This window comes from Herpetosiphon sp. (assembly GCF_003512625.1).
Classification (GTDB): Bacteria; Chloroflexota; Chloroflexia; order Chloroflexales; family Herpetosiphonaceae; genus Herpetosiphon; species Herpetosiphon aurantiacus.
In genome coordinates, this window is the sequence record NZ_DOPT01000014.1 from 8,240 (window position 1) to 22,983 (window position 14,744).

Genomic DNA, 14,744 nt, shown 5'->3' on the forward strand with positions numbered 1-14,744 from the left:
AGGGGGATTAAAGCCCCCTGCGTTTCCCGCCTTGAGGCGGGACGGAAGGGTGGTGATCTACAATGATTGTTAAAACCCAATCTTTGAAAGGTTTAGGTTGTGGATGAGGTCATGATATGCCTAAACATGTACAATCAAACGCCCAATTTCACTAAGTAGGGTCAAGATGGCGATTGCCAGCGTGAGCCGACAAACCCGAATCACATAGCGTTCGAAACGGGTAATTTCTTCATCACGCGCCACGCCTTTGAGATTAACATCCTCGCGCAAGGCCTGCCAAATCCAGTCGGTGGGCATACGCACCACCAAGGGCGTGAGCGCCGACCAAACCACATAGCCCACCGCCAGAATCACCAGCGGTTGCAGATGTTGCAGAAACGAAACCAGAATGAACGAAAGCAAGGTTGTCCAGACGAACATCAACAAGGCTTTGATGTAGCGCAACACCAAGCGCCGCAAACACAAGGCATAGCGGACAACTGAAATTTCAGTTCGCGCTACCTCTTCGATCAACGTGCGATCCAAAAAGCCCGATAAACCCAAAGCCGTGTTAAAGCGATCGATCGCCTGCTGACTGACTTGACTTTGATTAACTCCTTGGCTGGCAAGCTGGGCTGGATCACGGCTGGGCGGCACGATCAAGCCCGCGCTTTGCTGATAGACATGATCATAAAAAGCGGCTTCGTGGCGCTCGAAAGGCAAAATAAACTCCAGCAAATCGGAATTATATTGATGCTGAATTACCAGGCGTTTGACTGCTGGCGCTTCGTCGGTGGAGAAGGCCAAGCCCGAAAGAATAAAGCGCGGGTTAAACAATTTGTGGGTAAAGCCTGGGCTTTGGTTGGCAAAATAGAAATAGACAATATCCTTGAGCAACAGCAAAAAAGCATACAGCGGGATGCCCAAGGTGGCGATAAACGGAATAAACAGCAAGATATACAAGCCCAAATCGGCGGTTGCCGACCATGAAAATTGGCCCGCCTGCCAGAGATTGTACAATTGCTCAATCTGGGTCAGCACGATTTTGTTGATATCGCTGATCGCATCGCGAAAAAACACTGGCAACAAAATCAACAAGCCAGCCCCATTCAAAAACACCCCAGCAATCCGGTGCATGGTCGAGATGCGCACCTCGGCGCGTTGCAGAAATGCCCGCATCGCTTGCCGTTCATCGCTACTTGGTTGATAGGAATCCATTGGATCTGACCCTTTAATTCAAAAAGCCCCTAGCATTGCTGCTAGAGGCTGGTTCGTGTGTTGAGCGAAAGCTACTCCGCGCCTTCTTCGGTTGGCAGCGAGGTTGAAATATCGTAAATCAAAATCTGAACATCCAAATCGTGTTCGGTTAACAAGGCGATTGAACGTTCGCGAGTGGCATCACGAATCGCGTCTTCGTGGTCAGCCGGGGCATACACCCGAATCGCTAACTCATCGCTGCCTCGTTTTTTATAGCGTAACACGGCATCGGGCGAAACTCCCAAGACCAAGTTGGTCAATTCGGTTTTGGCTTCGTCAAGCGTCATTGAACATCCTCCTGACTAATCGAACTATACAGAGGCAGAGGAAAGCGCAGCAGCAGCAGTGCTGATTCGGGCGAGCGTCACAGCTTTACCTAAAACCGCCAAGGTTTCGAATAGGCCTGGCGAGGTCGTGCGCCCACTGATGGCAACGCGAATAGGCATAAACACTTGGGGAATTTTCAGCCCAAGTTGATTGACAAAATCATGCAAGAGCTTGTCTAAACTGGGGGCATCCCAAGTTTCGACAGCCTCAAAACTAGCTTTGACTTGGCCCAGTATCTCAACCGTTTGCGCCGGATCGCCCTTCTTTGGCACAAGCAAGGCTGGGTCGTAGCCTTGTGGGTCTACAAAGAAGAAATCGAGCAATTCTGGCGCTTCACTGAGCAATTTTAGGCGATCTTGCACCAATGGCAAATATTCGGTAATTTTGGCCAATTCGGCAGCAGTTGGTTCGGCGCTGATCAAGCCTGCCTTGCTGAGATAGGGTGCAACCCGTTGCGCCAACTCAGCAGGAGCCATGTTGCGCAGATAAACCCCATTGAAATGCAAAAGCTTATCGCGATCAAACACCCCGCCCGATGGCCGAATCCGATTCAGATCAAAGCGCTCGATCAACTCTTCAAGGGTCATAAACTCTGTTTTATCATCGTATGACCAGCCGATCAAGGCCAAATAGTTGATAATGGCTTCGGGCACAAAGCCTAAATCGATATACTCGGTGACCGATGTATCGCCGTGGCGTTTGGAAAGCTTCTTGCCATCGCTGCCCAAGACTTGCGGCACATGCACCCAAACTGGTTGCTCCCAACCGAAGGCCTCGTAAATTTGATGATGAATTGGCCAGGTTGGAATCCACTCATCAGCCCGCAGCACATGGGTGATCCCCATCAAGTGATCATCGACCATGGCAGCGAGGGCATAGGTTGGGAAGCCATCGGTTTTCAACAACACTGGGTCGGGCATTTTCAAGGCAGCATTATCAAAGACGATTTGGCCGCGCACAAGATCCTGAACGACGGTTTGGCCAGTCGTTTTGAGGCTTAGCCGCACGTTATAGTCAGCGCCTGCGGCTTCACGAGCGGCATCGTCGATGCCTGGCAAATTGCGAAACACCAAGAGCTTTGGCTCGCCGCGAGCTTCACGTTCGGCATTGATCGCCGCAATTTCGTCGGCAGTAGCATACGAACGATAGGCCACACCTTTATCGATCAAGGCTTGGGCGTGAGCTTGGTAAATTTCCAAGCGTTCGGATTGTTTATAGGGTGCGTGAGGACCGCCAACAATTGGACCTTCATCCCACATTAGGCCGATCGCTTGCAACGAACTGGTTAATTGCTCTTCTGCGCCTTCGACAAAGCGCTTGCGATCGGTATCTTCAATCCGTAATAAAAATTGGCCGCCAGTGTGGCGAGCCCACAACCAGCTAAATAACACGGTACGTAAACTACCGATATGCAGATAGCCCGTCGGACTTGGCGCAAAGCGCGTGCGGGCTGGTGTTGGACGATCCGACATAATACCTCCTTGCGTCGCGATTATACCATAGCCATTGCTGGCGGTGATATTGGCGCGGAACCCTTCTCGCGTTAAACAGCTACGCCACGTTGACAAGTAGCAACTCGTGAACGTGGCGCAACCTTGACCATGGAGCAAACTTTAGCCAACCGCCTCGGCAATTTCATCGAAGGTAAATGGAGAACCAGCGCGGCGAGCTTCATCATTTAACATTGGCTCTAAGATCCGTTGCAAGGCCATCACGTGCGAGCATGTATTCCAGTGGGCGAAAAATTCACAATCGCAATGCCATTCGCCGCTTGCCAACAACTGGACTTGATGATTGTTGCCACCACGGAAGGTAGCGCTAAACTGTTGAATTGCAATTCGTTCAGGTTCTTGGGCGTACCGTTTGGCTTTGTCGATCTTGCTAATCATATCGGAGTACATTGGACGATCCTCCATTATATAGCGAAAAACGCCGTGAGCCGTTCCCACGCCGTAGCGTTGGCACAAAAAACGACACAGGCTGATGCCTCTGCCGTGCTATCGTTAACCCAATTGTCGAATCCAATTCGCATGTGGGTGGGCCTTTCCGTTACAGGAGCCTCTTGCTGTGTATTATAACAGTGCCTGAGAGTGCGTCAAGGAACATTTGGTGAATCTTTGTGAGCATTTGGTTAGCAATTTACCACCAGATGGGCTATCTAAAACGAGGCTAAATTTTTGAGACCAAGCCCGACCCCTTATGCTATAATTCACCCATAAGAATGCCAACAAACAGATGCTTTTATGGAGGAAATCGATGCCTATTCGGCGCTGGACACGTCCGCTAGCGGGCGTTTTATTGGCAAGCACATTGGTTGCTTGCGGTGGTACTGCTGATGACAACGTGGGGGTGTTTAAAGGTGTCCCCGATGTCGTTGTTGCTGGCTCAGTAAGCAATGATTTGACCATTGACAGTGCCGAAGGTGGTACTTTGGCGTTTGCCAAAACCGAGTTAACCGCTGGTACGGGCGAAATCAAAGTAACCTTTAACAATAAGGGTGCTGTACCGCATAACTGGGTGTTGGTCAGCCCAGGCGAAGAAGATAAAACCGTGACCGATGCTTCAACTGATGCAAACTTTGAAGCCAAAAATGCTTTGGCGCATACCCCAACAATCAATGGCGGTGAAAGCAATCAAGTGACATTTAATATCGCTGAAGCTGGAACCTACAGTTTTATTTGTACCTATCCTGGCCACTATGCTGGTGGGATGAAGGGTACATTTAAGGTTGTTGCTGCTGGCGGTGGCGGGGCTGCACCTGCAGGCGGCGGCTCTGGCTTGACCGTTGATAGCGCTGCGGCTGGTGATTTGAAATTTGTCGAAACTGAATTAAGCGCCAACGCTGGTGAAGTAACGGTGACCTTCAATAATGCTGGGGCTATTCCGCATAATCTGGTGATTGTAAAACAAGGTGAGGAACAAAAAGCTGCTGATTCGGCTGTAACCAATGCTCCTGATTTTGTGCCAGCGCCTGATACAGCAATTGCTTCAACCAAAACCATCAATGGTGGCGAAAGCGATAGTGTCACTGCAAACCTAGAACCAGGTACCTACAGTTATATCTGTGCTTATCCTGGCCACTATGCTGGTGGGATGAAGGGCACGCTCGTCGTCAAATAAGCCCCTGAGCTTAACTAAAACCGCGCTGGATCACTGCGATTCAGCGCGGTTTTTTTGGCAAGATAGCCATTCGCTTAAGCCAACGAGCACCAATAAAGCTAGCATTATACCTGCCTGAACCCCAAGCACGTGGTTGATGGTTTGATGGAATAAGCCTAAGGCCACTATTTGCATGCTGCCAGCCCCAAGTATCAGCCAAACCCCAGCCAGCCGTTGTTGGGCCAATTGATAGCTTACCAGCAGATTGACCAAGGCATAGCCACTGGCAATTGCTGCATAGCGCCAAAGCACACTCACAATCGGCAAATAGGCCGAGCCAAACAGCGCTTGCACAATCAAATCTGGCATTGCCCAACATGCTAGGCTAAACACGATTCCGATGATTGTGGTGATTCCAAGACTTTGCCAAAAAGCCTCACGTTGCTGAATTGTCGATTGATCGGCGCGGAGCAGCTTGGCAAAAAATAGGGTGGCAACTGTACTACTTACAAATAAGCCAATTCGGCCAATTAATGCTAGGGCTGCGTATTGCCCCGCAATCTGGCTTGAGAACCACAAGGTAACCAGCACGATATCGCTATTGAGCAATAAACCTTGACCAGCCAAGCATAGTCCAATTGGCCACAAGCTTGGAGTTTGGTGGCTTACTCCATCAACCTGAGTTACTGTCGGTTTGGAGCGGCTAAACCACCATGCGCCCAATAGAGAACTGGTTAGGGCCACACTAGCCTCGGTTACGCCCAAGCTAAGGCTAACCACGATCATTGCACCAATCAATCGAATAAGCATTTCAAGCAGGGCATTTAGCGCGAGCCGCCCAAACGCCGCTTGACTTTGCATAATTCCCCGTTCAACCCCAAGTGCATAATAACTACCTAAGCCTAGGCCTAGAACAAGCAATGGTGTTGGGCTAGTATGAAACTTGCTTTGCCAAAATGCGGCTAAACCAGTGCATACCCCTGCACTAGCTGCCCCAATACCCCAAGCGATTTGGCGTAATCGACGCAACGTAGCATGATTGTTGGGACGAACACTCGCATTAGCCGCATAGATTTGGAACATGCTGCTGAGTAAGGTTGCGAGTGCAAAGCAGGTGACGATTAAATTGACTTCAGCATAGACCTGTGGCCCTAACCCACGCCCTAGCACGATTGCAAAGCCATAATTACCAAGATTGACCAAGAGCATACTGGCAACTAACCAGAATCCTAGCGCCTGTTTGAGCCGTTGAAGCAGTGGCAGATGGGCAATTGAAAACGTGGATCGTTGAAGAACACCCATAATAACGTTCTCGCATAAAAATATCGCTAGCTTAACTATAGGTAAATAAAATCTAAAAACCAATAAGTGAATAGTCACCAATAGCTCTGGCTACCAATGGGCGAATGGGTGATGCCGGATGGACTATCTTAACCTAGACTTGAGGCTACCTTGGGGGAGTACGTGGCTGCAACTATGCGGGTGAAGCGGCGCAATTAACAATCTAACCACTGGCTTAGGCAAACCAGTGGTTGGATTGAGGCGATTTAGATTTTGGGGTCTTAGGCAATGAACTTGGGTAACGCCCACGCCAATGATTGATTTGAATCGACATAATATCGCGCAGAAATTGATACGCATCGCGAATGGGATGAACTTTCGAACCAGCAATATCAACCCAATCAACTGGAATTTCAATTGTTTGATAGCCAAAAATATCGGCAATCACCAATAATTCGAGATCGAAGGCAAAGCTATTAATCGTTTGCACTTGGGCAAGGTGTTTAGCAACGGTGCGATGAAACAGCTTGAAGCCACATTGACTATCGTGAATATTCAATTTTAGCCCATGTTCAACGATCACGCGCAGCCCTGCACTCATCATACAGCGGCCTAAACTGCGTTGTTTGGTTTGAAGCAATTGCTTGGCACGTGAGCCAATCGCGATGTCATAACTGCCTAACTCCAACAACGGCAGCATGGTATCCAGCTCAGTGATTGGTGTGGCGTTATCAGCATCGGTGAACAAAATAAAATTGCCTCTAGCCGCGATAATGCCTGCCCGAACCGCATGACCTTTGCCATAGTTGCGCGTGCTCTTGATGATAGTGAGGTTGGGGTAGCGCTGAGCTTCAACTAAACTGATGGTTTGATCGCTGGAGCCATCATCGCTGACGATTAATTCCCACGAGCGACCTAGGCTATTCAAGTAGTCGATGATTGTATTGATCGTTGGGATAATCCGTTTTTGTTCGTTGAAACAGGGGATAATCACTGAAAGATCGGGGTCTTGCCCGCTGGCTGTTTGGGCGTTGGTTGGCGTTGGCTGAAGCATGGTGGCAATCCCGTTAATAATTAAAAGTTGCGTGTTGGCAGCATAGATCTGATAGCCCTTGGATGATATGGTCTATCAGTCCGCCCTGGGATAGCCCGTTTTGCAAGCTCCTATAATGATTCGTAGCGTTGTGCTTGGGCAACTAGGGGATGACTTTGTGCTAGCCTGTGGGTTAGGCTTGTTGATATCGCTTGTAGACCGGGGAATTTAAAACCCATCCAATCAAGGTGCTGACTGGATGGGTTGTGTTTGCTTAAACTGTGCGGCTAGCTTGCTGACCAAGGATTTCGGTTTCGTTCCATGGGCGCATCGTGCCACCTGGAATATGGCCACAAATGCCGCCTTTGATCACTTGACCAGGCACTTCATGGCCTAGCAAGCTTTCAATCAATTTGGCACATGAAACCAATTTTGGAATATCGAGGCCAGTATTGATGCCCATTTCGTGGAGCATATGTACGGTGTCTTCGGTGCAAATATTGCCTGGTGCACCTGGCGCAAAAGGACAACCGCCGATCCCGCCGATGCTCGCATCGATTCGATCAATCCCAACTTCGAGGGCCGCCAAAACATTGGCCAAACCTGCGCCACGAGCGCTATGCGGGTGCAAACGTAAGGGTGCTTGGGGAAAGCGCTCACGCAATGCTCGCACCACCGCTTGTACCAAGCGAGGATGCGCCATGCCCGTGGTATCACCAAGCGTAATTTGGCTGGCTCCGAGGGCCAAGAGCCGTTCAGTCATGGTTACAACCCGCTCGATCGGTACATCGTTTTCAAAGGGACAGCCAAACACCACCGAAAGTACCGCCTCAAATTCAATCGAAGCTTCTTTGAGCGCTAAGGCAATATCGGCGGCAGCAGCCAGCGATTCGTTGATGCTCATGCGCACATTGCTTTGATTATGGCTCTCGGAAGCGCTCAAAAAGACCTGCACCGAATCGGCGCGGGCCTCGATCGCCCGTTGTGCCCCACGTAAATTGGGCGCAATCGCGCTATAAATCACATCGGGGCGGCGCTCAATTCGCGCGAATACCTCGGCGGTATCGGCCATTTGTGGCACATAGCGCGGGTTGACAAACGAACCAACTTCAATTTGGCGCAAGCCGGAATTATTGAGGGCATTGATTAACAGGATTTTTTGCTCGGTGGTGAGGATACGATCCTCATTTTGCAAGCCATCGCGGGGGCCAACTTCGCGGATGCTGACAGTGCTGGGCAGGTTAGTTAAGGGAATCATCATCGACTCCTTGGCTATGTGCTAGCGGGCGTTGGAGTACAACACCCGCTGAACACGAGCGCTAATCGCCATTGATTAGCGTTTTGGATAAATAACAATTTTTCGATGCTCACCTTCGCCAGCACTTTCGGTATAGACTGACGGATCGTCGCGCAGCGCCATATGAATGATGCGGCGCTCGAATGAACTCATTGGCTCAAGTGGCATTGGGCGACCTGATTGGCGCACCCGTTCAGCCATGCGCAGCGCCAAGCCCTCAAGCGAATCTTGGCGACGTTGGCGATATTGGCCAATATCGATCACCACTTGCGACCAGCGCCCAGTTTGGCGATGAATCAAGACATTTAGCAGATATTGCAATGAGCGCAAGGTTTCGCCACGGCGGCCAATCATCAGGCCCGTGGTTTCTTCATCGACACCCTCGATATGCAAGGTTAGCGTATCTTCTTCATCATCGGAGCCTTTAGCCTTCTGTACAACTGGCGTTACAAAGGCATCGATGTTCATGCGGGTGAGCAACGCCTCGAGCAACTGGCGAGCGAGCGCCACAGTTTGCTCATCGGTGCTGGCTACACGGCGGCGACGACGTTTGGGTTGCTCCTCATCGTCCTCATCGCCATATTCAGCGAGCAACTCATCCTCATCATCATCGACGCTGACGCGGACAAGGGCTGAATCAGCGGTTTGCGCTAAAACCTCGATCAGAGCTTCATCTTCATCTTTGCCGAGTTGGGCGAGGGCTTGAGCCACGGCCTCGGCCACGCTTGCTGCGCGTACTTCAACTTTTTGCAACGCCATGTCCTACACGTTCCTCCGAATTATAAGCCGAGACTAGCGCCGTTTTTTCGGCTTGCCAAGCTGCGCCTTAACATCTTCAATTGCTTGTTCGGCTGCGATGTCGCTGCTACCACTATCGGCGGTAGCTCCTGCGGCGCTGACATCAACAACTGGTTCTAATTTCCCGAGCGCGGCCCAAAAATCGCGGCGCTGGGGTTGATCACTGGGGGTTTCTGGTTCTTCAATCGTGATTGTAGCCGATTCTGGCAATGGTTGGTGCAAGAAACCAGTTTTTTCGGGCAAAAATGGCAAATATTTGGATAACAAGCCAAAGCCCGAGGTGAAATATTGTTGCACCAATTGAATCAACGACCCCGTGACCGAGTAGAGGGTGGCCCCTGCTGGGAATTGGAAATAGATAAAGCCAAAGATAAATGGCATAAACATCATCACTTTGTTCATTGAGGCTTGCTGTGGGTCGGGGTTCCGTTGCATTGCCATCAAGGTTGTGATGAATTGGAGCGCGATCGCCAAAATTGGTAAGATAAAGTAGGGGTCGTGGGCACTGTTGACCGTCACGTTATTTTCAATCAAAGGCGTTAAGCGGGGCAACCACAAAAACTGCACTTGCTCAGCGGTTGCCGGAACTGAAGTACCAAATAATTGAATCGCTTGCCAAACCCCAAACAAAATTGGCAATGAAATCAAGAGCGGTAAACAACCACCAACCGGGTTGGCTCCATGCTCACGATAGAGCTTCATGGTTTCTTGGGTGAGTTTTTCGCGATCCTTGCTATATTTACGTTGCAATTCGCGCAATTTTGGCTGGATCACCATAATTTTGCGTTGCGAACGTAATTGCTTCAGCGTGAGCGGCAACATGCCCAAACGAACTAAAATCGTAAAGGCGATAATTGCCCACCCCAAGTTGCCAAACAGATGGAACAGCCATTCGAGAAATGGTAAAAAGATTGGACCAAGAAAATTCATAGCCGTGTATTCCTACGTTGTTATAGCAAAAAACCCTGTGCCAACTTATGGAACAGGGTCTTCACCACCCTGTGCCCATGGATGGCAACGGGCGATCCGTTTCAGTGTCAACCATGTACCTTTGAATGCCCCATATTTCGCGATAGCTTGATAGCCATAGTGGGAACAGGTTGGCGTATAGATACAACTTGGTGGTGTATATCGCGAAAAACGCTGGTACAAGCGAATTAGTGCCAATAAGATCTTACCCATGGCGATCTTCCTGTGATGGTTGTTCACGATCATGCCATAGCTGCGCTTGTTGCAGTAAACGCGAAACGGCCTGCTGAATCTGCTCCCAGGCCGCTGTGCGAAATCCCGCTCGTACAATAAATATCACATCCCAACCTGGGCGAATTTGATCGTAGACCAAACGTGTTGCTTCGCGCACTTGCCGTTTGTAGCGATTGCGTTCGACGGCTGTGCCCAGCGACTTGCGAACGACAATGCCACAACGAACGCGATTGGCTCGCGCTGGTGCGACGCTCAAGACCAAGAGTGGGTGTGACCATGTACGACCGCCTTCGCGAACGCGGCGAAAATCGCGTGGCGAGCGAAGGCGCTGTGAACGTTGCATTGTTTAGCGATGACCGCCTGGGCCTGCTGGTCGGCGTTTGTCGCTAACAGTTAACTTCCAGCGGCCACGTTGACGACGTGCTTTCAAAACGGCGCGGCCTGTGCGAGTTTGCATGCGCTCCAAGAAACCGTGAACACGGCGGCGCTTGATGCGTTTTGGTTGCCAAGTTCGTTTTGGCATTGTGCGAATCCTCCGGTGTCAGACGAAACAAAAGCGCGTGCTCGCGCTTCTGTATAGATAAGACAAAATTGATAGCACGCCGCCATGGACGCGCTGTAGCTTATCTATTATAGCCTGACCGTCCGAACCATGTCAAATTGTATCATTCTATGCCTAACAATTAAATATTGCTAAATAGCTAGGTCTGCGATTTGCTGAATCAGGTAGAATAGCTGTGCGTTGATTTTGTAACCTATTCGGAGTGCAATGATGCAAGTTCCGCTAACCCAACTAAGCGATCATATCGCCATGATCGATAATGGCCTGCTGACAACCGATGGTTTTGGGGCAACCTATGTGATACAAGGCGATCAGGTTGCCTTGATCGAAACTGGCACATCATTAACTGCTGAAGCAACTTTGGCTGGTTTGCAACAATTGGGGATTGCGCCCGAAGCCGTTGAACACATCCTCTTAACGCATGTGCATATGGATCACAGCGGCGGTGCGGGAATTTTGGCGCAACATTTGCCCAATGCCAAGGTTTATTTACATTCAATGACCGCCGAGCATTTGATAGAGCCAAGCCGTTTGATGCGTAGCGTCGAACGGGCGGTTGGTCAGATGTGGCATGTCTATGGCACGATGCTGCCGATTGCTGCCGAACGCATGCTTGCCGCTGAGCATTTGAAGCTGAATCTTGGTAAGGGGATTGTCTTGCAGGCCGTGCCAACGCCTGGCCACTCGCCCGATCATCTGGCATTTTGGGAAGCGCACTCAGGCACAATGTGGGCTGGCGATTCAATTGGCATTTTGATGAGCACGTTTAATCTGAATATGCCCGTTACTCCGCCACCAGCCTTCAATTTGGCTGATCAACTGCAAGCCTTCCAAACCTTGGCGCAGTATCCAATTCGCCAATTGTTGCCTTCGCACTTTGGCCCAACTGTGGCAGCACCAGCCTTGGCAATTGAAGAAATGCACCAACGCTTAGTCAAGATCGTGCGCGATGTGCGTGATCATCTGCATCTGACAGAATTGCCAGTTGAGGCGATTGTTGAACGAGCGCTACCAACCAACGAGCCAGTTTCGCCAGCGCTGAATTTGGTGTTGTGGGGCAATTTGTCGATGAGCGTGCGTGGCTTGAAACTATTTTTCGAACGTAACCCGCAGGCTGTCGAATTAATTTAAATGTTGAAACGCAGGATCAGCCTGATCCTGCGTTTTTAATTAATCGTTCAAGCTCAAAATCGTATTCGAAATTTGCTCGCCCAAATCGCGGCGGCGTTGCAAGAGTTGGGTCGTGAGGTCGGGCTGGGTCAAACGTAGCCACGAAGCGGCGGTGGCTTCGCGCACTGCCCGCCAACGTTCGCTCCAGCGTAGGGCAATAAAACCAAATAATGGAGCTAGCACAAGCACAATCACGCCAGCCTGCCAGATTGTTAATAACCCGATGATCAGACTGCTAATAATCCAGCCAATTGGTTGCAGCACGATGCCTGCGATCAACTTAAGCGTGCTCAGTAGCTCTAATTCTTTGGTCATGCGGGTGGCGATAATGCCGCTAAGTCGATACATCGGGTAACTGAGCACAATGCCGCAGGCTGCTGGAATAAAGGCGAGGGCTGTCCACAGAAATTTGCGCCAAAAGCGCCAACGGGTCGCCAAGGGCAATTGCGGCGACCAAGGATCAGCGATGCCCAGAAGCCGCAAAGTACGGGCATAGCGTTGTGCTTTGGCGGCAAGCGTCGCCAATTGCACGCGTTCGGTGGGCGTGAGCGAGGTGTAGGCTTCGCGGCCACTGGGGCGTTTACGCCGCAAACGATCGACTGTCCAGCCAACCATCACTGGCAGACCACGCAATAATTCGGCATTGCCAGCCTGAAACACCACGCCACCCAAATGCTCGGCCATGCGAGCGGTCAAACTGGCAACTGCCTGTTCGCGTTCGGCCTCGGCATGCTGAAATTCGGCTACATGGATTGGTTTGCCAACTAATAAGAGCACCGAAGAACGAAAAATATGCTTATCTTCATACCATAAGCCAATTGGCACGATGTTGAGATCAAGTTGCCAATTGTGCTCGGCCTCGGCTCCGAGCGCAATCCGCGCTGCGCCTGAGCGTAGTGGCAACAAATACGCCTCGGAGTGTGATGTGCCTTCGGGAAACAAGGCTAAATAGCGGTTATCAGCTAATAATTGGCGACAACGAGCAAAGGTTTGTTCATTTTGATCGCGGGTATTCGAGCCTTCGGCGGCATCGCGTTGGCGATAGATCGGCAATGCGCCAAAGCTTTGCATCATCCACCGGCCAATTGGGTTGTTGAAAAAAGTGTTTTTGGCCAAAAATGCTACAGGCTGACCGAGAATTAACATCAATAAGAGCGGGTCGAGCAATCCATTGGGGTGATTGAGCACAAACATCACCCGCCCACGTGGCAACTGCTCCAAGCCTTCGACGGCGATCCGAGGGTAGTACAAACGTAAGAGCCGAAATACCAGCCAACGTACAAAACGCCCCATGAAAATACCCCCAAATTTCTGTGATACGATAGCTGCAAAGGAGGCAGTTATGGATACCACCGAACTACGCGAATTGCTTGCTAGTTTGCCCCCAGCCCTGATCCAAGCGCTTGAAAGTGGTGATGTGCTGGCAGTTGAATCCGCTTTTGCTGCGCTATCGGCTGAGCAGCAAAGCTTGGTTGCCCAGCAACTTGAGCAGTTTCAGCAACTCCAGATTGAGCAAGCCCTAGACCGCTATGCTGAGGCCCCAACCCTTGAGCAATTGATCGAACAACTGCCCGCTGATTTGCGCGAAGCAGTGCTGAATAATGATCAAGCCCAAATTCAGGCCTTGTACGATCGGCTCGAACGCCATGAACAAGACCAACTCGGTGAGTTATTGCTCAGCATTCAAATGCTGGTAGTACAACAGAGTGATGCTGGCGGCGGAATGGATATCGAAGATTTTGCAAGTTTGCTTGATGCTATTGTAGCAGCAACTGATGATCCTGCGCTACCACGCGCCGAATTACGCCTGACCTTGGCAGACCTTGAGAGCCTTGGTTGGCAACTCAGCGCGGCAGTTGAGCAGATTTGGGCTGGCGAACGTGATTCCCAACGTTTACTTAATGGCCTTGATGATCGTGATCGTGATTTGATTAACTATATTCTCGCGACGCTCAAGCACTAATATACTCAACATAACCAACAGTTGATTGTACCCAAAGATACATTGGCTGTTGTAACCGAGGTCTTGATTTAACTGTAAGAATGCGTTGCAGCGCTGACCTATTGCTAATATCCAAGATCTTTATATAATGATGGTCAATCCAACACCCGTACTCTGGAGGAATCCCGTATGAGTTCAACGTACAGCGATGAGTTTCAACGCCTGATCGATCAAGCCACCTCGGATGAAGCCTTCCGCCAAGAACTGTTGGATAGTAGTAATATTGCTGAAACCCTCAAAAATCATGGCTTTAACTTAACCGATGACGAATTGCAACAGGTCGAAGCATCTGCCTCTAATTTTCAAGGCTTAGGTATCTCTGCTAGAGGTACTTGGTTATGATTAATGAATCTTGGTAGCCATATTTTATTGAGCCACAATCTCTGTTGTGGCTCTTTTGACTTATGATATTTCAATCGAACAATGATCTGAGCTCACAAAACCTTGAAACATTGACAGATTCGCAACGAAAAGCTGTCTTTCTTAAGCGACTTATAAAAATAATTATTGGAGTTCATTGCTTTTTTGGTAGCTTGATTCTTATTGTTTTTTTATTCAATCCGGATCGAAATATTATTGGATCTATTTTATCACTTGCAATAAATTCGGGTGTATATTACTTAATTTATACGGTGGTTAAGGATAAAAATTCAGCTTTTAGTTATTACTTTTTTTGTATTTATACAAATTCATTGTTTTTAGTCCTTGTGCTAGTAAATTATGATGATAGTGTCAA

At 49.7% G+C, this 14,744-nt stretch carries 17 protein-coding genes; 4 read left to right on the forward strand and 13 right to left on the reverse strand.

Going from position 1 to position 14,744, the window contains the following annotated elements:
• Positions 1-120 precede the first annotated feature (120 nt).
• From DEF47_RS02700 to DEF47_RS02715, 4 genes are all read right to left on the reverse strand, one after another.
• Positions 121-1,197 carry a hypothetical protein gene (locus tag DEF47_RS02700; RefSeq protein WP_012188311.1) on the reverse strand — a complete coding sequence of 359 codons (1,077 nt, stop codon included), beginning with the start codon at positions 1,195-1,197 and terminating at the stop codon, positions 121-123.
• Positions 1,198-1,268: 71 nt separating this feature from the next.
• Complete coding sequence (locus tag DEF47_RS02705) at positions 1,269-1,523, reverse strand: hypothetical protein (RefSeq protein ID WP_012188312.1); 255 nt, start codon at positions 1,521-1,523, stop codon at positions 1,269-1,271.
• Positions 1,524-1,547: 24 nt separating this feature from the next.
• The gene (gene gltX, locus DEF47_RS02710) at positions 1,548-3,035 is read right to left on the reverse strand and encodes a glutamate--tRNA ligase (protein WP_012188313.1); all 1,488 of its coding nucleotides are present in this window, start codon (positions 3,033-3,035) and stop codon (positions 1,548-1,550) included.
• Between the two features lie 141 nt (positions 3,036-3,176).
• Positions 3,177-3,464 carry a hypothetical protein gene (locus tag DEF47_RS02715; RefSeq protein ID WP_012188314.1) on the reverse strand — a complete coding sequence of 96 codons (288 nt, stop codon included), beginning with the start codon at positions 3,462-3,464 and terminating at the stop codon, positions 3,177-3,179.
• Between the two features lie 355 nt (positions 3,465-3,819).
• Here DEF47_RS02715 and DEF47_RS02720 point away from each other — a divergent pair, with 355 nt between their 5' ends.
• Positions 3,820-4,683 carry a plastocyanin/azurin family copper-binding protein gene (locus DEF47_RS02720; RefSeq protein WP_012188315.1) on the forward strand — a complete coding sequence of 288 codons (864 nt, stop codon included), beginning with the start codon at positions 3,820-3,822 and terminating at the stop codon, positions 4,681-4,683.
• 30 nt (positions 4,684-4,713) lie between these two features.
• Here the strand turns inward: DEF47_RS02720 and DEF47_RS02725 are convergent, their stop codons facing one another.
• The 8 genes from DEF47_RS02725 to rpmH all read right to left on the reverse strand — a co-directional run bounded on the left by DEF47_RS02725 (position 4,714) and on the right by rpmH (position 10,797).
• On the reverse strand, positions 4,714-5,964 hold the full coding sequence (locus tag DEF47_RS02725) for an MATE family efflux transporter (RefSeq protein ID WP_012188316.1): 1,251 nt from the start codon (positions 5,962-5,964) through the stop codon (positions 4,714-4,716).
• A 214-nt stretch (positions 5,965-6,178) separates the two neighbouring features.
• A complete protein-coding gene (locus DEF47_RS02730) occupies positions 6,179-6,997 on the reverse strand; it encodes a dolichyl-phosphate beta-glucosyltransferase (protein ID WP_012188317.1) in 819 nt (272 codons plus the stop codon).
• Between the two features lie 253 nt (positions 6,998-7,250).
• Positions 7,251-8,234, reverse strand: a complete 984-nt coding sequence (locus tag DEF47_RS02735; protein WP_012188318.1) for a hydroxymethylglutaryl-CoA lyase — start codon at positions 8,232-8,234, stop codon at positions 7,251-7,253.
• Between the two features lie 75 nt (positions 8,235-8,309).
• The gene (gene jag / locus DEF47_RS02740; RefSeq protein WP_012188319.1) at positions 8,310-9,032 is read right to left on the reverse strand and encodes an RNA-binding cell elongation regulator Jag/EloR; all 723 of its coding nucleotides are present in this window, start codon (positions 9,030-9,032) and stop codon (positions 8,310-8,312) included.
• A 33-nt stretch (positions 9,033-9,065) separates the two neighbouring features.
• The gene (locus DEF47_RS02745) at positions 9,066-10,001 is read right to left on the reverse strand and encodes a YidC/Oxa1 family membrane protein insertase (RefSeq protein ID WP_012188320.1); all 936 of its coding nucleotides are present in this window, start codon (positions 9,999-10,001) and stop codon (positions 9,066-9,068) included.
• Between the two features lie 45 nt (positions 10,002-10,046).
• Positions 10,047-10,253 (reverse strand): membrane protein insertion efficiency factor YidD, encoded by a 207-nt coding sequence (gene yidD, locus DEF47_RS02750; protein ID WP_012188321.1) that lies wholly within the window; start codon positions 10,251-10,253, stop codon positions 10,047-10,049.
• Entirely contained in the window at positions 10,246-10,617 is a 372-nt protein-coding gene (gene rnpA / locus DEF47_RS02755) for a ribonuclease P protein component (protein ID WP_012188322.1), read from the reverse strand. The genes yidD and rnpA overlap by 8 nt, the downstream gene beginning before the upstream one ends.
• A gap of 3 nt (positions 10,618-10,620) precedes the next feature.
• A complete protein-coding gene (gene rpmH / locus DEF47_RS02760; RefSeq protein ID WP_012188323.1) occupies positions 10,621-10,797 on the reverse strand; it encodes a 50S ribosomal protein L34 in 177 nt (58 codons plus the stop codon).
• Between the two features lie 246 nt (positions 10,798-11,043).
• Here rpmH and DEF47_RS02765 point away from each other — a divergent pair, with 246 nt between their 5' ends.
• Positions 11,044-11,967, forward strand: a complete 924-nt coding sequence (locus DEF47_RS02765; RefSeq protein WP_012188324.1) for an MBL fold metallo-hydrolase — start codon at positions 11,044-11,046, stop codon at positions 11,965-11,967.
• Between the two features lie 39 nt (positions 11,968-12,006).
• On the opposite strand, the gene DEF47_RS02770 is transcribed toward DEF47_RS02765, so the two are convergent.
• The gene (locus DEF47_RS02770) at positions 12,007-13,299 is read right to left on the reverse strand and encodes a lysophospholipid acyltransferase family protein (RefSeq protein WP_012188325.1); all 1,293 of its coding nucleotides are present in this window, start codon (positions 13,297-13,299) and stop codon (positions 12,007-12,009) included.
• Between the two features lie 49 nt (positions 13,300-13,348).
• On the opposite strand from DEF47_RS02770, the gene DEF47_RS02775 reads away from it, so the two are divergent.
• Positions 13,349-13,969 carry a hypothetical protein gene (locus tag DEF47_RS02775; RefSeq protein ID WP_012188326.1) on the forward strand — a complete coding sequence of 207 codons (621 nt, stop codon included), beginning with the start codon at positions 13,349-13,351 and terminating at the stop codon, positions 13,967-13,969.
• A gap of 168 nt (positions 13,970-14,137) precedes the next feature.
• On the forward strand, positions 14,138-14,350 hold the full coding sequence (locus tag DEF47_RS02780; RefSeq protein ID WP_012188327.1) for a Franean1_4349 family RiPP: 213 nt from the start codon (positions 14,138-14,140) through the stop codon (positions 14,348-14,350).
• The last annotated feature ends 394 nt before the right edge of the window (positions 14,351-14,744 follow it).